General features: G+C 66.8%; 21 protein-coding genes. 12 read left to right on the top strand and 9 right to left on the bottom strand.

Annotation, left to right across the window (positions count from 1 at the left end):
- The first annotated feature begins 6 nt into the window (after window positions 1-6).
- The 5 genes from ACSQ24_RS20470 (at window position 7) to eda (ending at window position 5,246) form a co-directional block, all read left to right on the top strand.
- Window positions 7-855, top strand: a complete 849-nt coding sequence (locus ACSQ24_RS20470) for an ABC transporter ATP-binding protein (protein WP_436096456.1) — start codon at window positions 7-9, stop codon at window positions 853-855.
- A 202-nt stretch (window positions 856-1,057) separates the two neighbouring features.
- Window positions 1,058-1,813, top strand: coding sequence for an ABC transporter ATP-binding protein (locus ACSQ24_RS20465; protein WP_436096455.1), 756 nt, complete (start codon window positions 1,058-1,060; stop codon window positions 1,811-1,813).
- A 383-nt stretch (window positions 1,814-2,196) separates the two neighbouring features.
- Entirely contained in the window at window positions 2,197-3,705 is a 1,509-nt protein-coding gene (zwf, locus tag ACSQ24_RS20460) for a glucose-6-phosphate dehydrogenase (RefSeq protein WP_436096454.1), read from the top strand.
- Window positions 3,702-4,391: a 6-phosphogluconolactonase gene (gene pgl, locus ACSQ24_RS20455; protein ID WP_436096453.1), complete on the top strand. Its 690-nt coding sequence runs from the start codon at window positions 3,702-3,704 to the stop codon at window positions 4,389-4,391. The genes zwf and pgl overlap by 4 nt, the downstream gene beginning before the upstream one ends.
- A 195-nt stretch (window positions 4,392-4,586) precedes the next feature.
- Window positions 4,587-5,246, top strand: a complete 660-nt coding sequence (gene eda, locus ACSQ24_RS20450; RefSeq protein ID WP_436096452.1) for a bifunctional 4-hydroxy-2-oxoglutarate aldolase/2-dehydro-3-deoxy-phosphogluconate aldolase — start codon at window positions 4,587-4,589, stop codon at window positions 5,244-5,246.
- Window positions 5,247-5,356: 110 nt separating this feature from the next.
- Here eda and ACSQ24_RS20445 read toward each other — a convergent pair whose 3' ends face one another.
- Entirely contained in the window at window positions 5,357-5,920 is a 564-nt protein-coding gene (locus ACSQ24_RS20445; RefSeq protein ID WP_436096451.1) for a DUF2239 family protein, read from the bottom strand.
- Window positions 5,921-6,017: 97 nt separating this feature from the next.
- Here ACSQ24_RS20445 and ACSQ24_RS20440 point away from each other — a divergent pair, with 97 nt between their 5' ends.
- The gene (locus ACSQ24_RS20440; RefSeq protein WP_436096450.1) at window positions 6,018-6,353 is read left to right on the top strand and encodes a GIY-YIG nuclease family protein; all 336 of its coding nucleotides are present in this window, start codon (window positions 6,018-6,020) and stop codon (window positions 6,351-6,353) included.
- A 74-nt stretch (window positions 6,354-6,427) separates the two neighbouring features.
- Here the strand turns inward: ACSQ24_RS20440 and ACSQ24_RS20435 are convergent, their stop codons facing one another.
- The 3 genes from ACSQ24_RS20435 to ACSQ24_RS20425 all read right to left on the bottom strand — a co-directional run bounded on the left by ACSQ24_RS20435 (window position 6,428) and on the right by ACSQ24_RS20425 (window position 10,543).
- Complete coding sequence (locus ACSQ24_RS20435) at window positions 6,428-7,984, bottom strand: hypothetical protein (protein ID WP_436096449.1); 1,557 nt, start codon at window positions 7,982-7,984, stop codon at window positions 6,428-6,430.
- Between the two features lie 107 nt (window positions 7,985-8,091).
- Window positions 8,092-9,201, bottom strand: a complete 1,110-nt coding sequence (locus ACSQ24_RS20430; RefSeq protein WP_436096448.1) for an NAD(P)/FAD-dependent oxidoreductase — start codon at window positions 9,199-9,201, stop codon at window positions 8,092-8,094.
- 166 nt (window positions 9,202-9,367) lie between these two features.
- Window positions 9,368-10,543, bottom strand: coding sequence for a M20 aminoacylase family protein (locus tag ACSQ24_RS20425; protein ID WP_436096447.1), 1,176 nt, complete (start codon window positions 10,541-10,543; stop codon window positions 9,368-9,370).
- A 231-nt stretch (window positions 10,544-10,774) separates the two neighbouring features.
- On the opposite strand from ACSQ24_RS20425, the gene ACSQ24_RS20420 reads away from it, so the two are divergent.
- The gene (locus ACSQ24_RS20420) at window positions 10,775-11,725 is read left to right on the top strand and encodes a phosphoribosylaminoimidazolesuccinocarboxamide synthase (protein ID WP_436096446.1); all 951 of its coding nucleotides are present in this window, start codon (window positions 10,775-10,777) and stop codon (window positions 11,723-11,725) included.
- 69 nt (window positions 11,726-11,794) lie between these two features.
- On the opposite strand, the gene groL is transcribed toward ACSQ24_RS20420, so the two are convergent.
- Complete coding sequence (gene groL, locus ACSQ24_RS20415; protein ID WP_436096445.1) at window positions 11,795-13,432, bottom strand: chaperonin GroEL; 1,638 nt, start codon at window positions 13,430-13,432, stop codon at window positions 11,795-11,797.
- Between the two features lie 349 nt (window positions 13,433-13,781).
- Between groL and ACSQ24_RS20410 the strand changes: the two genes are divergently transcribed.
- Window positions 13,782-14,051 carry an usg protein gene (locus tag ACSQ24_RS20410; RefSeq protein ID WP_436096444.1) on the top strand — a complete coding sequence of 90 codons (270 nt, stop codon included), beginning with the start codon at window positions 13,782-13,784 and terminating at the stop codon, window positions 14,049-14,051.
- 73 nt (window positions 14,052-14,124) lie between these two features.
- Here ACSQ24_RS20410 and ACSQ24_RS20405 read toward each other — a convergent pair whose 3' ends face one another.
- From ACSQ24_RS20405 to ACSQ24_RS20395, 3 genes are read right to left on the bottom strand one after another with little or no spacing between them, the layout of a single operon-like run.
- Window positions 14,125-15,093 carry a Bug family tripartite tricarboxylate transporter substrate binding protein gene (locus ACSQ24_RS20405; protein ID WP_436096443.1) on the bottom strand — a complete coding sequence of 323 codons (969 nt, stop codon included), beginning with the start codon at window positions 15,091-15,093 and terminating at the stop codon, window positions 14,125-14,127.
- 49 nt (window positions 15,094-15,142) lie between these two features.
- Window positions 15,143-15,451: an AtuA-related protein gene (locus tag ACSQ24_RS20400; protein ID WP_436096442.1), complete on the bottom strand. Its 309-nt coding sequence runs from the start codon at window positions 15,449-15,451 to the stop codon at window positions 15,143-15,145.
- Window position 15,452: 1 nt separating this feature from the next.
- Window positions 15,453-16,796, bottom strand: a complete 1,344-nt coding sequence (locus ACSQ24_RS20395; RefSeq protein ID WP_436096441.1) for an acyclic terpene utilization AtuA family protein — start codon at window positions 16,794-16,796, stop codon at window positions 15,453-15,455.
- An 84-nt stretch (window positions 16,797-16,880) separates the two neighbouring features.
- On the opposite strand from ACSQ24_RS20395, the gene ACSQ24_RS20390 reads away from it, so the two are divergent.
- The gene (locus tag ACSQ24_RS20390; RefSeq protein WP_436096440.1) at window positions 16,881-17,777 is read left to right on the top strand and encodes a LysR family transcriptional regulator; all 897 of its coding nucleotides are present in this window, start codon (window positions 16,881-16,883) and stop codon (window positions 17,775-17,777) included.
- 86 nt (window positions 17,778-17,863) lie between these two features.
- On the top strand, window positions 17,864-18,493 hold the full coding sequence (locus tag ACSQ24_RS20385) for a hypothetical protein (protein WP_436096439.1): 630 nt from the start codon (window positions 17,864-17,866) through the stop codon (window positions 18,491-18,493).
- A 60-nt stretch (window positions 18,494-18,553) separates the two neighbouring features.
- Here the strand turns inward: ACSQ24_RS20385 and ACSQ24_RS20380 are convergent, their stop codons facing one another.
- Window positions 18,554-19,522: a threonine ammonia-lyase gene (locus ACSQ24_RS20380; RefSeq protein ID WP_436096438.1), complete on the bottom strand. Its 969-nt coding sequence runs from the start codon at window positions 19,520-19,522 to the stop codon at window positions 18,554-18,556.
- A 369-nt stretch (window positions 19,523-19,891) separates the two neighbouring features.
- Between ACSQ24_RS20380 and argE the strand changes: the two genes are divergently transcribed.
- Together argE and ACSQ24_RS20370 are read left to right on the top strand one after the other, a co-directional pair.
- A complete protein-coding gene (argE, locus tag ACSQ24_RS20375) occupies window positions 19,892-21,040 on the top strand; it encodes an acetylornithine deacetylase (protein ID WP_436096437.1) in 1,149 nt (382 codons plus the stop codon).
- Window positions 21,041-21,277: 237 nt separating this feature from the next.
- Window positions 21,278-22,867, top strand: coding sequence for an ABC transporter substrate-binding protein (locus ACSQ24_RS20370; protein ID WP_436096436.1), 1,590 nt, complete (start codon window positions 21,278-21,280; stop codon window positions 22,865-22,867).
- Window positions 22,868-22,969: the final 102 nt, after the last annotated feature.

The following is a 22,969-nucleotide window of genomic DNA, read 5'->3' as shown; positions in this document are numbered from 1 at the left end:
GCCAAGATGACTGCGACGTCTGAAGCACCTCTGCTCACGCTCGACGATCTTCGCGTCGATTTCCACACCCCGACCGGTATCGTCAACGCGGTGCGGGGGCTCTCCTTCACGCTTGGGCGCGAACGGCTCGGCATCGTCGGGGAATCCGGCTCCGGCAAGTCGATGACCGGCCGTGCCATCCTCGACCTGATCCCGCATCCCGGCGTGGTCAGCGCCAAGCGCATGGAGTTCCGCGGCAAGGACCTGACGGCGATGGACAAGGCGAGCCGCCGCAAGCTGCGCGGCCGCCACATCTCGATGGTGATGCAGGACCCGAAGTTCTCGCTGAACCCGGTCCAGACCGTCGGCGACCAGATCGCCGAGGCTTACCGCGTCCACCACAAGGCGAGCTCGCGCGAGGCGAAAGAGCGCAGCCTCGCCATGCTCGAGGCCGTGCAGATCCGCGAGCCGGGGCGCGTCTACGACCTCTACCCGCACGAGGTCTCGGGCGGCATGGGCCAGCGCGTGATGATCGCGATGATGCTGATCGCCGAGCCGGAGATCCTGATCGCCGACGAGCCGACCTCGGCGCTCGACGTCACCGTGCAGTTGCAGGTCCTGAAGATCCTCGATGATCTCGTCACCAGCCGCGGCATGGGGCTGATCTTCATCAGCCACGATCTGCATCTGGTGAGGTCGTTCTGCGACCGCGTCATCGTCATGTATGGTGGCAAGGCGCTGGAGACGCTGCCGGCGAGCGAGCTCGACCGGGCGCAGCATCCCTATACGCGCGGCCTGCTCGGCTGCCTGCCCGATCTCGACCATCCGCGCGAGAAGCTCGCGACCCTCACCCGCGACCCGGCATGGCTGGCATGATGACGTTCTTCTCCTTGCAATGGTTGGCGCAGACGCATTCCCTCCCCCCGCTTGCGGTGGGGAGGGCTAGGGTGGGGGGCAGTTCCGCTCGGCGAAACGATGCAGGATGGAGCTCCGGCTTTCCGGCCCCCCACCCCAACCCTCCCCACCGCAAGCGGGGGGAGGGACGCTGTCCCGCTCCGTCACACAGGTGGGTGCATTCATGACGACCCCACCCGCTATCTCCGTCGACAAGCTCAACGTCTCCTTCGGCGACTCGCATGTCGTGAAGGACCTCTCCTTCGCGGTCGCGCCGGGCGAGAGCTATGGCATCGTCGGCGAATCCGGCTCGGGCAAGTCGACCGTGCTGCGCGTGCTCGCCGGCCTCAACCGCGACTGGAGCGGCGAGGTCGACATCCTCGGCAAGCGCCAGCCCAAAATCCGCGACAAGGCCTTCTATCGCGCCGCCCAGATGGTCTTCCAGGACCCGTACGGCTCGCTGCATCCGAAGAAGACCGTCGACGACACCCTGGCCGAGCCGCTCGCCATCCATGGCGTCCGCGACGCCGAGGCGAAGATCAGCCGCGCCATGCAGGATGTCGGCCTGCCGACCTCCTTCCGCTTCCGCTACCCGCACCAGCTCTCCGGCGGCCAGCGCCAGCGCGTCGCGATCGCCCGCGCACTGGTGCTCGAGCCGACGATCCTGCTGCTCGACGAGCCGACCTCGGCGCTGGACGTCTCGATCCAGGCCGAGGTGCTGAACCTGCTGCAGGCGCTGCGGCACGAGCGTAAGCTGACCTATATCCTGGTCAGCCACGACCTCGCCGTGGTCGGCCATATGTGCGAGCGGCTGCTCGTCATGCAGTTCGGCCGCGGCGTCGAGGAGATGACGGCGGCAACGCTCGCCGCACGCGCCCCGCAGACGGCCTATGCCCAGCAATTGCTGACCGCGAGCGAGGGTTTCAGGCGGGCGGGGTAGGGCGCGCTTCCCTTCTCCCCTTGCGGGAGAAGGTGGCCCGAAGGGCCGGATGAGGGGTCGCACAAACCTGTCCGTCATGCTCGCCCTTGTGGCGAGCATCCACGTCTTGAACGCTGCCCTCCATCACGGAAGGCGTGGATGGTCGGGACAAGCCCGACCATGACGATCAAGCGTCGCGCGACCCCTCACCCTAACCCTCTCCCGCAAGGGGAGAGGGGATAGGTCACGGCAACTCTGCGCCCAAAGCGTTTGGCAAGCTGCGCCCTTGGTCGCATTGTCGTCGCAGGATTCGGTTCGACTGGCGCGCTTTCCGATCGACCGGAACGGATCGATCGACGAGAATTCGCGCCGACCTCGTGTCGGCCGATCAGGAGTATGCCGCCATGGACGCCATCGCCGAACGCCTGCTGAAGCCGGAGGCTGCGCCGGAGCGCACCCCGGTCCCGCCCTTCGATCTGGTGATCTTCGGCGCCGGCGGCGACCTCGCTTTGCGCAAGCTCTTCCCGGCGCTGGCCCAGCGCAATGAGGAGGGCGTGCTGCCGGAGGAGAGCCGCATCCTCGGCATCGTCCGCAAGCAGGAGGATGTCGAGGGCATCCCCAACGAGATCGCCGCCAAGCTCGCCGCCGCCGGTCTGTCGCAGGAGCGCATCGCCGCCTTCCGACGCCGCCTCACCATGGTGCTGCTCGACGCGGTCAAGCCCGAGACCTATGGCGCGCTGAAGGAGGCGCTCGGCGACTCCCAGCGCGTGCGCTCCTTCTATCTCTCGACGCCGCCGGACCTCTTCATCCCGATCTGCGAGAACCTGGCGAATTCCGGCATCCTGACGCCGACCTCGCGCGTCATCCTGGAGAAGCCGCTCGGCCGCGACCTCGCCTCGGCCCGCGAGATCAACGATGCCGTCGCCCGTATCCTGCCGGAGAGCCGCACCTACCGGATCGACCATTATCTCGGCAAGGAGACGGTGCAGAACCTCCTGGTTCTGCGCTTCGCCAACACCCTGTTCGAGCGCTCGTGGTCGAGCCGCGACATCGACAATGTCCAGATCACGGTGGCCGAGACAGTCGGGCTCGAATCCCGTGCCGGCTATTACGACAAGGCAGGCCATCTGCGCGACATGGTGCAGAACCATGTGCTGCAGCTGCTCTGCCTGTTCGCGATCGAGCCGCCGAACCAGCTCGAGGCCGACGCCGTCCGCGACGAGAAGGTCAGGGTGCTGAAAGCGCTCCGGCCGATCGTCGGGCCGGACGTGCAGCGCATGACCGTGCGCGGCCAGTATGGCCCGGGCGTCATCGACGGCCAGCGCGTCAAGGGCTACTCCGAGGAGCTTGGCCATCTCAGCGGCACCGAGACCTTCGTCGCGATCCGCTGCGAGCTCGACACCTGGCGCTGGGCCGGCGTGCCGATCTATCTGCGCACCGGCAAGCGCATGGCGCAGCGCTATTCCGAGATCGCCGTCACCTTCAAGCCGGTGCCGCATTCGATCTTCGGCCGCGCCCCCGGCTGCGAGGAGCTCTACGCCAATCGCCTGGTCATTCGCCTTCAGCCCAATGATGGCGTGCAATTGCAGCTGATGATGAAGGTGCCGGGCTCCGGCAAGCTCAAGGTCGTGCCGCGCCAGCTCGATTTGCGCTACGAGACCGCCTTCGACGTGCGCACGCCCGACGCCTATGAGCGGCTGCTCACCGATGTGATCCGCGGCGACCAGACCCTGTTCATGCGGCGCGACGAGGTCGAGCAGGCCTGGAGCTGGATCGACCCGATCCTGACCGGCTGGCAGGAATACTACCCGCAGCCGCATCGTTATGCCGCCGGCTCCTGGGGGCCATCGCAGGCGATCGGGCTGATCGAGCGCGAGAGCCGCTCCTGGGCCGATCCGGAGTTCACGGAATGAGCGCGGCCGGGCCGCTGATCCGCCATCGTTTCGAGACGTTGGCCGACGCCTCCGAGGCCCTGGCCGAGGCGGTCGCGGTCAGGCTGCGTGCGCTCGTCGCGGCGCAGGGCAGGGCGCTTATCGCCGTGCCGGGCGGCACCACGCCGGCGCGCTTCCTCGCGGCGTTAGGGGCGCATGATCTGCCTTGGGAGAGCATCACGCTGATGCCGACCGATGAGCGCTTCGTCGCGCCCGGCGATCAGGCCTCGAACGAGCGCATGATCAGGGCGGCCTTCGCCCCTTTGCGAGAAGGGCGGAGCCCCTTCGTCTCCTTCCACAATGCCGGCGATGACCTCGCGGTCGCGGCCGCCAGCCTCGACCGCGTCTTGAAGGACCTGCCGCCGCTGGACATCGTCGTCAGCGGCATGGGAGCGGACGGGCATATTGCTTCGCTCTTCCCCGGCGAGACGGCGGCGCTCGCCGCGCCGGCTTCCGTGCATGCCGTCGCCGCAAGCCCGCCCGACCTGCCGCCCCGGCTCTCGCTGTCGCCGGCCCGGTTGCAGGGCGCCGGCCATGTCGCATTGCTGATTTCCGGGCAGGAGAAGGAGCAGGTGCTGGCCTCGGCGATCGAATTGCCGGCGGCCTTCCCGGTCGGCCTGCTGCTCGCCCGCCCGCAAGGGCTCGACGTCTACTGGGCCAAGGCCTAGAGGCTGCGATGATGTCTTTCAAACCTCTTCGTCATTCCGGACAAGCCGCGTAAGCGGCGCAGCTCCGGAATCCATCGAAGGGCGCCGTGCTCTACGATGGATTCCGGCGCTCCGCTTCGCTGCGGCCGGAATGACGGCGGAATATTAAAGAGCCGAGATAAGGCGTCAGTCACGCCACGTGAGAGGAACAGCGTCATGTCGATTGCCCCCGAAATCTCGATTGCCCCCGAGATTGCCCGCCTCAAGGCTTGCGGCGTCGTCCCCGTCGTCGTCATCGACGAGGCCGAGATCGCCGTGCCGTTGGCAGAGGCCCTCCTCGCCGGCGGCATCGACGTGATCGAGATCACGCTGCGCCGTCCGGCCGCGATGGCGGCGCTTGAGGTCGTGGCCAAGAAGGTGCCCGGCATCCTGCCCGTCGCCGGCACGGTGGTGACGCCGGCGCAGGCGGCCGAGGTCCACAATGCCGGCGCGCTCGCCGTGGTCAGCCCCGGCTTCACCGAAAGCGTCGACGAGGCCATGCGCAAGACCGGCCTGCCCTGGCTGCCGGGCGTCGCCACGGCTTCCGACTGCATGCGCGCCGTCTCGGCCGGTCGCCTGACCTGCAAGTTCTTCCCGGCAGAGCAGGCCGGCGGCGTCGCCGGCCTCAAGGCGCTGTCGGGCCCGTTCCCGCAGATGCAGTTCTGTCCGACCGGTGGCGTCTCGCTCGCCAATCTCGGCAGTTATCTCGCGCTGCCGCAGGTGATCTGCGTCGGCGGCTCCTGGCTCGTCCCGGCCGATGCGGTGAAGAACCGCAACTGGGCGGAGGTCACCAGGCTGTCGAAGGAAGCGCGCGAGAAGGTCGCCGAGTTGCGCTGACCGTCATTGCGAGGAGCGCAGCGACGAAGCAATCCAGGGGCCGTCGAGCGAGCCCTCCTGGATTGCTTCGCTGCGCTCGCAATGACGACACAGCGGAGTCGTGAGGCTTTTCAATCCTCGCTCCGCGCTGCGCTCCAGGCCAGTTCCTGCGCATAGGTGCGGATATCGGCGGGCCAGCCCGCGGCCTGCCGGAAGAAGCCGATCTCGTCATTGGCGAAGAGCGCGCGCGTCGCCTCCTCGAAACCCGGCAGGTTGCCGGCGAGCGCACTCATGAAGCGATAGGCCGTCTCGCGGGCAATGCGCCCCTGCGTCTCGCCAAGATCGCCGCGCCGGGCCTCGTCGATCAGCCGCCGTAGCGCCTGCGAGGCCCCGCCGGCCTGTGCCGACAACCATTCCCAATGCCGCGGCAGCAAGGTTACCTCGCGCGCGACGACACCAAGCTTCGGCCGCCCGCGCCCGCGGGCTTCGCCGCTGAGACGCGCGACGATCTCGGCCGGCGTGCCGCGCAGGTCGAGATCGACCACCCGCCCGGTCGCGTCGTCGAAGGTCAGGACAGCCGCTTCCGGGCGCTCGGCCAAACGCTGCTGTACGGCAAGCGCGACCTCGGCCAGGCGGCCGCGGGCGAGGATGGTGCTGCCGTCGAAGGCGGTTGAGAGGTGGTCGGCGTCGGGCATGGTCGTTTCCTGAGTGAGGCAATAAAATACCCGGATAAAAATACTTGAGTCAATATTGTCCGGGTGATATTTGCGGCCCCTCAACAGGGAGGGCGCGATGCGTCACGAGGACAGGAGAGCCGCCGTTGCGGCCTATAAGGAGCGCAAGGTCGTGGCCGGCATCTATCTGGTGCGTTGCCTCGCCACCGGCGAGCGCTGGGCCGGGCAGGCGCCGGATCTTTCGACGATCCAGAACCGGGTGTGGTTCACGCTGCGCCATGGCGGGCATCGCGGGCGCAGCCTGCAGGCAGCCTGGATTGCGCATGGCGAGGGCGCCTTCGCCTTCGAGGAGATCGAGCGGCTGGGCGAGAAGGCGCTGGAGGCCGGCCGCGAGCGCGTGATGAAGGCGCGGCTGGCGCATTGGTGCGCGGAATTGGGCGCGGAGGCGATGTGAATGCGCCGTCAGGGTCGAGACCTTGCGAACAAGATCGCGATCGAAATGTACGTCGTCATTGGCGAAGAGCGCGGTCAGCCGCCGTTGGGCCTGATGCGATAGAGTGCAAAGCGGGAACTCGATGCGACCGGCTCCAGAAGCGGCGTGCGCAAGGCCTCACCCTTGGGATTGATCAGAAGCAGGTAATCGAAGTCGCGCGTCCAGTTCCTGACATAGGCGAGCTCCTCAGGGGGAGTGACACCGTTCGCGTAGGCCTGGAGCAAGCTCCAGGGGATCGCCGCGCCTTCGAGCAGTTTCAGGTGCTGAACCGATGGATGGGGCCTGAGAGGCTGCTTGCCGGGGGAGGTGAAGAGGGTCGGCACGAACGCGTCGCGCCTATGCACGGCGAGCGTCGCGGCATGATACATCGGATAATCCTGGAGGTTGGAGGGAGGATCTTCCTCCTGTCCGAGGCCAGCCGGAAGCAGGCGCGATCCAGGTGGCATGAGTTCGAACGCAGTGATCAGAGCCCGATAGTCGCTCCGGTAGCTCAACTGCACGAAGATCGCGAAACCGGTATTGACCAGACAGGCCAGGACGAGCGTTGCGCGGAAGAGCTCGGCGGTCCGCTCGCGTGGGAAGCGAGTGGCGGAGAAGGCCGGAAGGATCAGCAGTGCCGCGAGCAGGACGCGACCATCGACGAAGGCCGTGTCGAAGAGCCTGAACGGCAACACCAGAAAAAGCAGCGCGAAGCCCACAGCCAGCCAGAGTCCGGGGCCGACCAGACGAAGCCAGCCGCGCATGAAGGCGAGACAGAGCGGAACCGCGAGGAAGAGCGTCGGAACCAGCGAGAATTCGCGGCTCCATCCGTTCAACATACTCAGCCAGTAGAGTTTGGCGCCTACAGACCAATTTGTGCCGGTTCCGCCAACCGCCCCCCCGCCGGCACCGGCCAGGAGCGCAACCGCGATCGCCGGTGCCGCCATGCCGCCCCAGAGAATGGCAACGCGGTGCGGCGGCGGCCGGTCCTGCCTCAACCGCCAGAGCTCGATCAAGCCGATGGCAAAGCCGTAGATGCCGAGGGCGAAGAGGTGAGCGAAATAGAGGATCGTGACTGCAATCGCATGCACGGCCAGGCGCAGGCCGAGCGGGCGATTTGCGAGCCGCACCCAGATCGCCAAGGCAAAGAGTGCAAGGCCGAGGGCGAACTCGAAATTCACGAAGCCGAAGGCGAATGGCATCGCATAGAGCAGCAGGCAGGCGATGATACCGGCCGTCATCGTCCTGCCGCCGGCCGCCGCCGCGAGCGCCGCCGCGCCGCCGACGATCAGGATTTGTGAGACGAGGTAGAACAACTTGGTCGCCGCTTCGACGCCGATCCAACGAGCCACAGGCGGAACGATGACGTCCATGGCGAGATTGGGATAGGGCGCCCAGGCAATCTGATAGAGCGGATGTTCCAGCACTGTGCCTGCCCGGGCCAGGATCGACATGCGGGCGAGATGGTTCGGGTAATCCACCATCGCCGGGATGTCGACGAGCAGCACCGGCAGCAGGCAAAACACCGTCAGGCACGCCAGCGCGGCCAGGCTGGCAAGCGATGGTGATGCAGGAGTCGGGCGGGAAAGGACCGAGACGGCGGGGCCGGGCATATGCGCACGCTGAAACTTGGGACGTGCAGGCCAGAATACGCCGGAACCGTATACATCTCGTTTGGAGGCAGCCGCCGCGAACTCTCTCCGTTCGAACGAAAAGCGCGCTAGCGCAGCCGCTCCACCACCAACTCCGCGATCGCGAGCGAGCTCGTCAGCCCGGGGCTCTCGATCCCGAGCAGGTTGACCAGCCCGGGGACGCCATGCACCGCCGGCCCATCGATGCGGAAGTCCGGCATCGGCTCGGTCGGCCCATGCAGCTTCGGCCGGATGCCGGCGTAGTCGGCGACGAGCGCGTCGTCAGGCAGGCCAGGCCAATAGGTCCGGATCGCCGCATAGAATTTTTCGGCGCGGGCGGGGTCGACGATCAGATCCTGGTCGTGCTCGACCCATTCGACATCGGGACCGAACTTGACCCGGCCGGCCATGTCGATGGTGGCGTGGATGCCGAGGCCTGCGGCCTCCGGCACGGGATAGACCAGATGGCTGAAGGGCTGCTTGCCGAGCAGCGAGAAGTAGTTGCCCTTGGCGAATGACTGTTTCGGGACGTGTGCGGCCGGGAACCCGTCGAGCTTGCCGAGCAAACGCGGCGCGCCATGGCCGGCTGAATTCACCACAGTGTTCGCCGTATAGGTCGCCGGGTCATCGCCGCCGAAATCGACGCTGAATCCGTCAGCCTCGCGCCGCCAGGCCAGGATCGGTGTGTTGAGCGCAAGCGAGCCCCCGGCCGCCTCGCACTCGCCGAGCAGCGACAGCATCAGTGCATGGCTGTCGACCACGCCGGTCTCCGGCGAGAGCAGGGCGACCTCGCAGGTGACCTCCGGCTCCAGCGCCTTCGCCTGCTCACCATCGAGCCAGCGCAGCGAGGTCACGCCCGAGGCCTCGGCGCGGGTCGCGATCGTCTCCAGCGCCGGGCGCTGGCCGGCATGGGTGCCGACGATCAGCTTGCCACAGGCTTTATGCGGCAAGCCGCGTTCACGGAGATAGGCGTAGAGGAGCTTGCGCCCTTCGACGCAGACCCGCGCCTTCAGCGAGCCCGGCGGGTAGTAGATGCCGGCATGGATGACCTCGCTGTTGCGGGCCGAGGTCTGGGTGCCGATGCCGTCCGCGGCCTCGGCGATCACGACCTCGCGGCCGGCGAGCGCAAGCGCGCGCGCCGTCGCGAGGCCGACGACCCCGGCCCCGATCACCAGGCAGTCGATGTCGGCCGCGCTCACACCCTCCCCCCTTGTGGGGGAGGGATGGGGAGGGGGGTGACTGGGTGAGCGTTTGCGAGGGAGCTTTCGATCTCAGCCTCACGGCTGACTACCCCCCTCTCCAACTCTCCCCCACAAGGGGGGAGAGAGCGCGTCGTGTTCCCGGCGAGAGCCGTCGAGGAGAGGTTCATGCAGCGCGCTGCGGCATCGCCATTTCGACCAGGCTCGCCCAGTAGGTCATGCCCACCGGAATGGCCTTGTCGTTGAACTCATAGGCGGGGTGGTGCAGCCCGGCGGAATCGCCGTTACCCATGAAGATGTAAGCGCCCGGACGCTCCTCCAGCATGAAGGAGAAGTCCTCCGAGCCCATGGTCGGCGGCACGGTGGTGTCGATCGCCTCCTTGCCGAAGGTGCTCTTGGTCGCGCTGGTGACGAAGTCGGTCTGGCCGGCATGGTTGAAGGTGACCGGATAGCCGCGATCGTATTCCAGCGCGAAGGTCAGGCCGAAGGCCTGGCAGGTGCCGGCGACGATCTCGCGCAGGCGCTTCTCGGCGAGGTCGCGCATCTCGGTCGAAAGCGTGCGCACCGTGCCCTTGATCTCGACATGCTGCGGGATGACGTTGAAAGCCGTGCCCGCCTGCAGCGCCGTCACCGAGACGACGAGGGAATCGAGCGGGTCGGCATTGCGCGAGGCGATGGTCTGCAGCGCGGTGACGAGCTGGCAGGCAGCGACAAGCGGGTCGATCGTCTCATTCGGCTTGGCGGCATGGCCGCCGCGGCCTTCGAGCTTGAGCAGGAACTTGTCGGCCGCTGCCATCATCGGCCCCTTGCGGATGGCGAACTGGCCGATCGGCAGGCCCGGCATGTTGTGCAGGCCGTAGACCTCCTGAACGCCGAAGCGCTCCATCATGCCGTCGGCGCACATCTCGCGGCCGCCGCCGCCGCCTTCTTCGGCTGGCTGAAAAATGACGATCGCGGTGCCGTCGAAGTCGCGGGTCTGCGCCAGGTATTTGGCGGCCCCTAACAGCATGGCGGTGTGCCCGTCATGGCCGCAGGCGTGCATTTTGCCCGCCACGGTCGAGCGGTGCTCGAGATTGGTCTCCTCGTGGATCGGCAGCGCGTCCATGTCGGCACGCAGGCCGATGACCTTGCCCGAGCCCTGGCCCTTGCCCTTGATCACACCGACGACACCGGTGCGCCCGATGCCGGTCACGACCTCGTCGATGCCCCATTCCTTCAGCTTGTCGGCGACGATGCCGGCGGTGCGCTCGACGTCGAAGAGCAGCTCAGGATGGCGATGGAAGTCGCGGCGGATCGCGCTGATCTCGGGTTCGATCGCGGCGATGAGATCGGATTTGGGCATCTTGTCCTCGACAGGTCGCGGCTTTGCAACAAACGGGTTTGGCAGAAAACGGGTTGCCAGCCGCGCAAGCTAGCGCGGAGCCGTGCATCCTGTCCAAGCCGATTGCGGCATGACGGGTGGGAGACTGGCGAATGCGTCGCGTTCCGTTGTCCATATCGTCGGGAAAGGGTTAAGAGCGGCGGAGCCGGAGAGTGTCGCTCCGGACGCGATCCCGACCTGACGAGTGCTGCGATGTCCGAGGCGAACACCATCCGCGATGTCACGATCCCGGAGCTGCCGAACCATTATCGCGGCAAGGTCCGCGAGAACTACGATCTGCCGGATGGACGTCGCATCATCATCGCGACCGACCGGCTCAGCGCCTTCGACCGCGCCATCGCCTGCATCCCGTTCAAGGGGCAGGTGCTGACGCAGACGGCGCGCTTCTGCTTCGAGCAGACGGCGGACATCTGCCCGAACCACGTGCTCGAATACCCCGATCCCAATGTCGTGGTCGGACAGCGGCTCGATATCCTGCCGGTCGAGATCGTGGTGCGCGGCTATCTTGCCGGCACCACCGGCACCTCGATCCTGACCATGTACAAGCAGGGCAAGCGCGAGATGTACGGCGCGCACTTTCCCGAGAGCTTGCGCGACAACGAGGCGCTGCCGCAAGCGATCATCACCCCGACCAGCAAGGCCTTCGACGGCGGCCATGACGAGCCGCTCTCGCCCGCCGAGATCCTGGAGCAGGGCCTGCTCACCAAGGCGCAGTGGGAGACGCTGTCGGATTATGCGCTGGCGCTGTTCGCCCGCGGCCAGAAGCTCGCCGCCGAGCGTGGGCTGATCCTCGCCGACACCAAATACGAGTTCGGCACCGATGCCGAGGGCAAGATTATCCTGGCCGACGAGATCCACACCCCCGATTCGAGCCGCTACTGGTTCGCCGGAAGCTATCCCGAGCGCTTCGCCCGTGGCGAAAAGCCGGAGAGTTTCGACAAGGACTTCGTCCGCAACTGGGTCGCGGCGCGCTGCGACCCCTATAACGAGCCGATCCCTGCGATCCCGGACGAGCTGATCGAGCAGACCTCGCAAGTCTATATCAGGGCATTCGAGACGATCACCGGCAAGACCTTCGCGCCACCGGCCGCCGATGTGGCACCGCTGGAGCGGATCCGGCGGAACCTGGCGCGCTATTTCTGACCTGATGAGGACTCAGGTCCGGGGGCCGTCGAAGCGGCATTGCCGGGCCGGGGCCGTCGCAGGAAGGCGTCAGAAATCCATGCCGCCCATGCCGCCGCCACCCATCGGGGGCATCGGGGCCTCCTTCTTGGGCACTTCGGCGATCAGGGCCTCGGTGGTGATCAGCAGGCCGGCGATCGAAGCTGCGTCCTGCAGTGCGGTGCGCACCACCTTGGCGGGGTCGATCACGCCGTTCGCGACGAGATCCTGATATTTGCCGGTCTGGGCGTTGTAGCCATAGGCGTAGTCTTTCGACTCGAGCAGCTTGCCGACCACGACCGAGCCGTCCTCGCCGGCGTTCTCGATGATCTGCTTGGCCGGAGCCAGGAGCGCGCGCCGTACGATCTCGACGCCGGTCTTCTGGTCCGGATTGGCCGGCTTGACGTCGGCGAGCGCCTTCAGCGCCCTGAGCAGGGCGACGCCGCCTCCTGGCAGGATGCCTTCTTCCACCGCAGCGCGGGTGGCGTGCATGGCATCATCGACGCGGTCCTTCCTTTCCTTGACCTCGACCTCGGTCGCGCCGCCGACGCGGATGACCGCGACGCCGCCGGCGAGCTTGGCCAGGCGTTCCTGGAGCTTCTCGCGGTCGTAGTCCGAAGTGGTGTCCTCGATCTGCGCCTTGATCTGCGCGATGCGGGCCCGGATCTGGTCCTTCTTGCCGGCGCCGTCGACGATCGTGGTTGTCTCCTTCTCGATCGTCACAGTCTTGGCGCGGCCGAGCATGGCGAGCGTCACGGTCTCCAGCTTGATGCCGAGGTCCTCCGAGATCGCCTGGCCACCGGTCAGGATCGCGATATCCTCGAGCATGGCCTTGCGTCGGTCGCCGAAGCCCGGAGCCTTGACGGCCGCAATTTTGAGGCCGCTACGGAGCTTGTTGACGACGAGCGTGGCGAGCGCCTCGCCCTCGACGTCCTCGGCGATGATCAGCAGCGGTTTGCCGGTCTGCACCACGGCTTCGAGGATCGGCAGCATCGCCTGGAGCGACGACAGCTTCTTCTCGTGAACCAGGACATAGGCGTCTTCCAGTTCGGCCCGCATTTTTTCGGCATCGGTGATGAAGTAGGGCGAGAGGTAGCCGCGGTCGAACTGCATGCCCTCGACGACGTCGAGCTCGATGGCGAGCGATTTCGCCTCCTCGACGGTGATGACGCCCTCATTGCCGACTTTCTTCATCGCAGCAGCGATCATGTGCCCGATCTCGGTGTCGCCATTGGCCGAGATCGTGCCGACCTGAGCGACTTCCGCGTTCGAGGTGACCTTCTTCGCGTTCGTCTTGAGGTCCGCCACCGCGGCCTCGACTGCCATGTCGATGCCGCGTTTCAGATCCATCGGATTCATGCCGGCAGCGACGGCCTTGGCGCCCTCGCGGACGATCGCATGGGCGAGCACGGTCGCGGTGGTGGTGCCGTCACCGGCGGCGTCATGCTGTTTCGCGGCCACCTCGCGCACCATCTGGGCGCCCATGTTCTCGAACTTGTCGGAAAGCTCGATTTCCCTGGCGACGGCGACACCGTCCTTGGTGATGCGGGGCGCGCCGAACGACTTCTCGATGACGACGTTGCGGCCCTTGGGACCGAGCGTGACCTTGACGGCGTTGGCGAGGATCTCGACGCCGCGCAGCATCTTGTCGCGGGCTTCCGACGAAAATCGCAGTTCCTTGGCAGCCATGATCCGATCCTCCTGGTCGGGGATGAAATGGCGCGGCAGTCGGTCAGGATGCCGGTGCGGCGATCCTCCTGCCTGGTGATGTCGGGATGATGGTGATGTCCTTAGGCTTTCCCCGTTTCTTGCCGTTCGCATGTCCGACGGGCGCCGCTCGGCCCGCGGTGAGATGGGCCTGCCACCCGGGCGCCGTACCCTCGAAGATACAGCCTGTCCCGCCTTTGCGCCTGCGAGATTGGTGGCGCCCATCCCGATTAAGTGCTAAGATACTGGAAATATTGTGAAACGGCAACTTTTGGGTGCCGTGCCGTTGACTTGGCGCCGCGATTTTTCGCCAGCAGTCACGGAGCAGAAAATGGCCTCGTCCGACTTCGCGCGCCAGCTCGCCGGCTATGGTCTGACCACCGCCGACATCCTTTACCGGCTGCCGGACCATCCCTCGATCCTGCAGGAATATATCTGGCAGGAATACGATCTGGCGCCGTCCTTCCCGGAGTTGAAGCGCTTCCTCACCTTCTGGCAGAGGTCGCTCGAAGGCAAGCTCTTCCGCGTCATCGTGAGTCATCACGGCCTGATCGGCCCGGCGGACCTGCGGGCGATCTCCGGCGAATTCAGGCTGCAGTGACGAGGCGGCGATCCACCTCGCGCAGACGGGGCCGGCGGGGGGCCGGCGCCGGCTCCGGTGTTCGTTCAGCGATTCACTCCGGCTGGATGCCGGCTGCCTTGACGATATCGGCCCACTTCTTGATCTCGACCGGCACGAAGGCCTTGAGCTCGTCAGCCGTGCTGGTCTCGGGCTCTATGCCGGCAGCGAGCAGCCGCTCCTGCGTCGTCTTGTCGTTGAGGGCGGCGACGAAGGCCTGGTTGAGCCTGTCGATGACCGGGCGCGGCGTCTTCGCCGGGGCGAAGGCGGCGAACCAGGCGGCGAGGTCGTAGCCGGCGACCCCGGCCTCGACCATGGTCGGCAAATCGGGCGCGAGCGGGCTGCGCTTCGCAGTCGAGACGGCGAGCCCGTTGACCTTGCCTGCCTTGATCTGCGGCAGCGTCGTCGAGATGTCGGCGAAGACGATCGAGATCTGGCCACCGAGCAGATCGGTGATCGCCTGCGGGTTGCTGCGATACGGCACATAGGTGAGATCGAGGCCGGCGAGCGATTTCAGCATCTCGCCGGCGATGCGCGACGAGCTCGAGCCGGCACCGAAGGTGAGCTTGCCCGGATTGGCCTTGGCGTAGGTGATGAGTTCCCGCACCGTCTTTGCCGGCACGGATTGGTGGGTCGCGAGCGCCAGGGTGATCGTGCCGAGCTTGCCGACCGGCTCGAAATCCTTGACCGCGTCATAGGGCACGCTCTTGAGCAGGCTCTGATTGGCGCCATGGGTGGTGTTGGTGGTGATCAGCAGAGTGTGGCCGTCGGGATCCGCCCGCACCACGTTTTGCGCCGCGATGATGCCGCTGGCGCCGGGCAGGTTCTCGACCACGACCGGTCGGCCGAGAGTTCTCGACAGGTGTTCGCCGAGGATGCGCGCCAGCGCGTCGGTCGCGCTGCCGGCGGCGAAGGGCACCACGAACTTGATGTTCTTGGCTGGGAAGTCCTGCGCCGCGGCCGGCAGCGCCAGTCCGGTCGCAATCATGGCCGCCGTCGAGAGCAGCCAACGCCTCGTCTTCATCATCGTCTCCTCCATTGTCGTGGGTCATCGCCCGCTTCGCGCGGTGTCTTCAGTCGTCGGGCAGCTCGAGGTCGAGCAGGGCCGAGCTCAGGCTCTTGCCGTGGGTGTCGAGGACGAGGGAGCGGGTGACACCGCCGCCGAGTGCCTGGCGCATGACGAAGTTGAGCGCGCCCAGGCTCGGCACCTCGTAGCGGGTGATGTCGCCGGCGACGAGCGCACCGAAATGCGCGCCGACGCGCTCGGCCGTGACCTCGCGCGCAAGCCGCGGATAATCGGCGGGATCGAAAGCGATGAGCGCGATGCTGGAGGTGTTGCCCTTGTCGCCGGTGCGGGCATGGGCGATCTGGCGCAGCTTCATCTCAGCTCTCCAGCATGTGCACGGCCGGCACGACCTGCTCACGCGGTAGATAGGTCGAGAGCACGCCGAGCACCTCGCGCACCGAGGTCGTGACGCCGCCGCCGCCGGCCGGGCCATTGGTGTAGAGCGTCTCGACCTCGCGGCCGATGCGCTCGGCTTCGGCTCGGTTTGCGGTGCGGCCGACGACGCGAGCCCGGACCTCATAAGGCTCCTGGCTGCCGCGGGCCGAGAGAGTCTCGCCATGCAGGGCATTCACGCCGATCAGGTCGAAGCGCAGCTCGCTGGTGGCGACGCCGGTCAGCGCCAGCCGCTCGCGCACGATCGCGAGCGCGAGTTCGCCGCGCGCTTTGGCGCCAGGGCCGGCATAGGATATCTGGCCTTCGCCGGTGAAACCTTCCGCGACGCCGAGCGAGACCTTGAGCTTCTCCGGCCGCTGCCGGCCGCTTGCACCCTCGATGCGCACCCGGTCCGGCCCGATCTGCGCGACGCGAACCTGCGAGAAATCGGCGGTGACGTCGGGCGTAAGATAACGGGCCGGGTCGTGCAGTTCGTAGAGGATCTGCTCCTTGCAGGTCGCTGGCGTGACCTGGCCGCCCGAGCCCTCGACCTTGGTGACGACGACGCTGCCGTCCTCCGAGGCCTCGCCGATCGGGAAGCCGAGGCGTGCGAGGCCAGCGACATCCTTGAAGCCGGGATCGGCGAAATAGCCGCCGGTGACCTGGCCGGCGCATTCGAGCAGATGGCCGATCAGCGTCGCCTGGCCGAGCCGGTGCCAGTCGTCGAAGGACCAGCCGAACTCATGGACGAGCGGTCCGACGAAGAGGGAGGGATCGGCGGCGCGGCCGGTGATGACGATGTCGGCGCCCTCGGCCAGTGCCGCGGCGATCGGCTCTGCGCCGATATAGGCGTTGGCGGAGACCAGGCTGTCGCCGAGCGCGGACACCGGTCGCGCGCACTCCTCGATGGCGAGCCCGCTGCCGGCGATGGCCGCAAGCACGTCGTCGCCGGTCACCGCGGCGATCCTGAGACCGGGAAAGCCGAGCTCACGGGCGATGCTGGCGGCCTGTTCGGCGGCGGCCAGCGGATTGGCCGCGCCCATATTGGTCACGATGCGCGTGCCTGCGCGCCGGCAAGGTGCCAGAACCGCTCGGAGCCGTTCGCCGAGCAAGGGGTCGAAGCCACCAGCCGGGTTCTTGCGGCGCGCCTGCTGGGCCAGGGCGATCGTGCGCTCGGCCAGGCATTCGAAGACGAGGTAATCGAGCGCGCCCTTCCGGGCGAGTTCGAGCGCCGGCTCGATCCTGTCGCCGGCATAGCCCGCTCCCGCTCCGATCCGGATCGTCTTCATGGCTCCTCCCATGCCGGGCATCAGGAGCAGAGCCAGATTGATTAAACAATTGAAATTATTGGATATCAGTAATAGAGAAGAATTATGAATCTCGATGTCGGGCAGCTGCGAGCCTTTGTGACGATCGCCCATAGCGGCAGCTTCACCCGCGCGGCCGCGAGCCTGAACCTGTCGCAGCCGGCACTCACCGTTCAGATCCGGAAACTCGAAGAGGCGCTTGGCGTTCGCCTGTTCGATCGCAACACCCGCGTGGTCGCGCTGACCCGCAACGGCGCCGAGCTTTTGCCGACGCTCGGCCGCATCCTGCGCGATCTCGACGGCGTGCTCGCCGAGACGCGCCAGCTTTCGACCATGCAGCGCGGCATCGTCAGGCTCGCCGTGCTGCCATCCTTCGCCTCGGGCATGCTGCCGGAGGTCATCGCCGATTTTCGCGCGAGCCATCCGGGCATCGGCTTTGTGATCCGCGACGTGATCGCGAGCGGCGTCGCCGAACTGGTTGCCAGCGGCGAGGCCGATCTCGGCCTGACCGGCGGCGCGGTCGCGAATGCCGACCTCGAAACCTTGCTGCGCGGTAGCGACCGGATGCACGCGGTCTATCCGAAAGATCACCCGCTTGCCCGCCTGGCGAAGATCGGGATCGCCGATCTGGCAAGGCATCCGCTCGTGCTGATGGATGCTGCGACCAGCGTCCGGCAGGTGGTCGACCGGGCCTTCGCCGAAACCGGCACGGTGCCGCTCGTCGGCGCCGAGGTCACCTACATGTCGAGTGCCGTTGGCATGGTGCGCGCCGGCTTGGGCGTCGCTATTCTACCGGGCGCGGCCATGGAGGTCCGGGCCGAGCGAAGCCTGCGTTCGCAGCGGATCGAGGGCGATGGCTTCGTCCGCCCGATCGCGGTGGTGAAACGTCGCGGCCGGACCCTGCCGCCAGCGAGCGAGCGCTTCCTGAGCGAGCTCAAGCGAATGCTCGCAGCTGAGGCTTGACCTGTCGTCGAGCGGCCGCTTCCTTGGAACAGCCTCAGTGCTCGCGCGTTCATGGTGGACCGTCCTTGTCGCCAAGGGAGGCTGCCATGCGCCGCCTGATCGTTCTCGCCGCTTCTATTGTCCCCTTGCTGGCTTTCGCCGCCAATGACGCCTCGGCGCAGATCAGCGGCAGTGCCTTCCGAGGAGGCGGTGTCCCAGCGGGCGGCGCCGTCAGCGGCGGAGGCCGTGCGCTGTCCGGCGGAGGCTTCGGCGGCGGCAATCGCGCCATGCTTGGAGGAGCGTTTGGCGGCTCTCGTGCCGGCCTCGGAGCGGGAAGCTATGGCTATCGCGGCGGCGTCTACCGCGGCGGCGGAAATTGGGGCTACCGGCCCAATCGCTGGCAAGGCGGCGGCTATTACGGCCGCGGGGCGTATTGGAGGCGCGGCTATGGTGGCGGTTGGGGATGGGGGGCGGGAGGCCTGGCGGCCGGCGCCATCCTCGGGAGCGCTGCGGCCTATCCCTACTATTACGGCACGCCCTATTACGAGGAGCCGGCCTATTATTATCGCCGGCCGTACTATGCCGAGCCCTACTATGCCGTGCCGGCCTCGTCAGGCATCGGCAACTATTGCCAGACGCCTGTCCGTACCTGCCAGCTGATCAATCCGGCCGATCTCGGCGCCGGTTGCTCCTGCCGCGTCGCGGGTGGACGGGCTCGCGGGACCGTCATTCCATAGCCGAAGCATGAATCCGGAGAGTGTGCCGGTCGGCGCATTCTCCATCATCTATCGGTGAGTTCAGACCCCGAACTCCTGGCGCCAGCGCTCGATGTCGTCGAGCGCGACGTTCGAGCCGCACAGCACCAGCGCCACGCGCTCGCCCGGCTTGAACTGGTCCTTGCGCGTCATGGCGGCGGCGACGGTGCAGGATGCCGCAGGCTCGAGCAGGACCCGGCCGTTCTGCAGCACCCAGACCAGCTCGCGCACCGCTTCGGCATCGGGCACGACGATGATCTCCTCGAGAAACTGGCGCGCGGCCGCCATCGTCCGCTCGGTCGCGAAGGGAGCGCCGAGCGTGCGGGCGATCGAGGTCGGGCGGATCGGCACCGGCTTTCCGGCTGCGAGCGCCTGCGTCATCGTCGTCGCGCCCTCGGTCTCGACGCCATGGATGCGCACGGCCGGGTCGAGCCCCTTCAGCGCCGCGCCGACGCCGGCCGAGAAGCCGCCGCCGCCGATCGAGATGAAGACATGGTCGATCCGTCCGCCGGCGTCGGCCGCGAGCTCGAGGCCGACCGTGCCGTGGCCGGCGATGATCGCGGGGTCGTCATAGGAGTGGACATGGGTCATGCCCTTGCCCTCGTACTCCTCCGCCTTGGAGAAGGCGGCGAGCGCATCCTCGCAGAGCTCGACCTCGCCGCCGGCTTCCTGGGTCAGGCGGATGTTGAGCGGGGCGACGTTCTTCGGCATCAGTACGAGTGCCTTGATGCCGAGCATGCTGGCGACCAGCGAGACGGCGATGGCGTGGTTGCCGCCGGAGACGGTGACGACGCCGCGCGCTTTCTCGGCTTCGGAGAGGCCGAGCAGCTTGTTGTAGCAGCCGCGCACCTTGAACGAGCCGGCGAGCTGCAGGCTCTCGACCTTGACCACGGTCTCGACACCGAGCCTGGCCGAGAGGCCGGCGCTCATGAAGGTCGGCGTGCGCCGGACCTTGCCGGCGATGCGGGTGGCGGCGGCCTGGATGTCGGCGAGGGTAACGTCGAAGGTCATGGCGGACTCACGGGAAGCTTTGCTTGGCCGGCACAACAGCGCGCCGGGCGCAGCCCGGTCAAGCCGGTTGCGCGCATGTCGGGCGAACTGTCGGAGCGACACCGCTATTCCCTTCCTCCCGCTTGCGGTGGGGAAGGGCTAGGGATGGGGGGCGGCAAAGCAGGACTCGGGATTTTTTCCAGTCCTGTGCCGAGCGGCACTGCCCCCCACCCAACCCTCCCCACCGCAAGCGGGGGGAGGGCGGAGCCCGATCGTCATGCGCCGGCACATGCGCTGATGCGGCGTTGATGATGATTGACCCTGCATTGCGCCAGCGTAGCCTGCGGCACGCTTCCTGCCTGTCGGCCAGCTCATCGGAGATTTATACCCGTGCGTTATTCCCCCAAGGAGATGCTGGCCAAGCTGGTGTCGTTCAACACCGAGTCCTGGCGCAGCAATCTCGAGCTGATCCATTTCTGCCGCGACTACCTCGCCGCGCATGGCGTCGAAAGCACGATCGTGCCGAGCCCCGATGGCGAGAAGGCCAATCTCTATGCGACCGTCGGGCCGAAAACGGAGGGCGGCATCGTCCTCTCCGGCCACACCGACGTGGTGCCGGTCGAAGGCCAGGACTGGAGCTCCGATCCATGGACGCTGACCGAGCGCGACGGCAAGCTCTATGGCCGCGGCAGCTGCGACATGAAGGGCTTCGATGCGATCGCACTGGCGCTGGTGCCGGAGATGCTCGAGGCGGGGCTGAAGCGACCTTTCCACATCGCGCTCTCCTATGACGAGGAGGTCGGCTGCATCGGCGCCGCGATCATGATCGACGCCATGGCGGCGGCTGGATTGAAGCCCTCGGCGGTGATCGTCGGCGAGCCTTCGATGATGCAGGTCGTCACGGGCCACAAGGGCGGCACCCGCATGAAGACGACGGTGCGCGGCCATGCCGTGCATTCGAGCCGCGTCGATATCGGCGTGCCGGCAGTGATGGTCGCCGGCAAGCTGATCGCCTGGCATGACGAGGTCATGGCGCAGAACAAGGCCAATGCGCAGCCCGGCATCGCGTTCGAGCCGCCCTATTCGACGCTGCATGTCGGCGTCGTCGCCGGTGGCACCGCGGTCAACATCACCGCCGAGCATGCCAGCCTCAGCCACGAGGTCCGGGTCATGCCCGGTGACGATACCGACTATGTCGCGCGCTACCGGGCGAAGATCGCCGAGCTGGAGGCGCCGATGAAGGCGATCGCGCCCGAAACCGGCATCACCATGGAGATCACCTCCCAGACGCCGCCGCTGGCGCCGGAGAAGGAGGGCGTGGCCGAGACGCTGTCGCGCCGCATCACCGGTGACAACGCCAGCCACGTCGTCGCCTACGGCACCGAGGGCGGCTTGTTCCAGGCGGCAGGCTGGTCGACGGTGGTCTGCGGACCCGGCGATATCGCCCAGGCGCACCAGCCGGACGAGTTCCTCACAGTGGCTCAGCTCGACGCCGGCACGGCGTTCGTGCGGGCGCTGATCGCGGAGCTGGCTCGCTGACTGCGCAAGACGGGGCGCTTCATTGCGGGCCTTTGGCGCGCCCTTCGCAGCTTCGTGCGTTGCATTAGTAAGATTCGCAACAAAGTTCGATCTGGAACGAAGTCGATCGGCTGCACTGGACGCGGGCTTCGAACCGTCATTAATCTGCCGTCTTCGTCGGCGTGCCGCCAGAAAAAGCAGGCAGCCGGCACCGCTCCTGGGGAGGAGTGGTTTTCAACCAATCGGGAGCAGTCTCACATGTCGTTCAAGACCCATTGCCTGGCAGCCGTAGCGGCCCTGGCCTTGATGTGCGGGGCTGCGCAAGCCCAGACCTTGCGATACGCAAACCAGGGCGAGCTGAAGTCCCTCGACCCCTACACCGTCAACGAAACCACCACGAACGCCCATCTCGGCCATCCCTATGAGGGCCTGACGGCGCGCGGCAAGGACCTCAAGATCGAGCCGGCCCTCGCCGAGAAGTGGGAAGTGTCCGACGACGGCCTGAAGTGGCGCTTCTTCCTGCGCAAGGGCGTCAAGTTCCATGACGGCTCGGACTTCACCGCTGATGACGTGCTCTTCTCGGCCGACCGCGTTCGCGCCACGGGCTCGAACTTCACCACCCGCATCCCGACCAGCGCCAAGTTCGTCAAGGTCGACGACCACACGGTCGACGTCGTCCTGACCGCGCCGAACCCGATCCTGAACGCGCAGTGGGACACCTGGTACATCATGTCGAAGAAGTGGGCGGAGGCGAATAATGCCGTCGCCCCGACCCCGGCGGCTGCGACCACCCCGAGCCACGCCTCGCTCAACGCCAACGGCACCGGCCCCTACAAGATCGAGAGCCACCAGCCGGGCGTGAAGACCGTCTTCAAGTTCAACGAGAACTACTGGAAGAAGATCGAAGGCAACATCAAGGAGATCATCTTCACGCCGATCTCTTCGGACGCCACCCGCGTTGCCGCGCTGCTCTCCGGCGAGGTCGACGTGATCGAGCCGGTTCCGATCCAGGACATCCAGCGCGTCAACGCCTCGGGCAACGCCCAGGTGCTGACCGGGCCGGAGCTGCGCACCATCTTCCTCGGCTTCGACCAGACCCGCGACGAGCTGCTGGAATCGAGCGTCAAGGGCAAGAACCCCTTCAAGGACGTCAAGGTTCGTCAGGCCTTCTACCAGGCGATCGACATCGAGACGATCAAGAGCCGCGTCATGCGTGGGCTCTCGACCCCGTCGCCGCTGATGATCGCGCCGGAGCTGTTCTCGACCGCCGGCTTCACCCGCGCCAAGTTCGACGCCGAGGCCTCCAAGAAGCTGCTCGCCGAGGCCGGCTATCCGAACGGCTTCGAGCTCGGCATGGACTGCCCGAGCGACCGCTACGTCAATGACGGCCAGATCTGCCAGGCCGTGGTCGGCATGCTCGCCCGCATCGGCATCAAGGCGAATCTCAACGCCCAGCCCAAGGCGCAGTACTTCGCCAAGGTGCTGAAGCCGGGTGGCTACAAGACCTCGTTCTACCTGCTCGGCTGGACCCCCGGCACCTTCGACAGCCACAATGTCCTCTATGACATCCTCGGCTGCCGCGATGTCGCCGGCTCCTCGCGCGGCGAGTCGAACCTGGGCAATTACTGCAACAAGAAGGTCGACGAGCTGACCGACAAGATCCTGGTCGAGTCGGACACCGCCAAGCGCAATGCGATGATTGGCGCGGCCTACAAGATGACCGTCGACGAGTTCGCCTACATCCCGCTGCATCAGCAGGCTCTGGCCTGGGGTGTGTCGAAGAAGGTGAAGCTCGCCCAGCGCGCCGACAATTCGGTGCTGCTCTACTACGCCACCAAGGAGCAGTGAGGGCCCGCGCGCGCCGAGCGTCCTTGGCGCGCAGCCTCTCCAGCTTCGCAGAACAGCGCCGTCATTCCGGACAAGCCGCGTAGCGGCGCAGCTCCGGAATCC

The organism is Allobosea sp. LjRoot237 (assembly GCF_964253285.1).
Taxonomy (GTDB): Bacteria; Pseudomonadota; Alphaproteobacteria; order Rhizobiales; family Beijerinckiaceae; genus Allobosea.
This window is presented reverse-complemented; position numbering and strand designations above follow the sequence as displayed.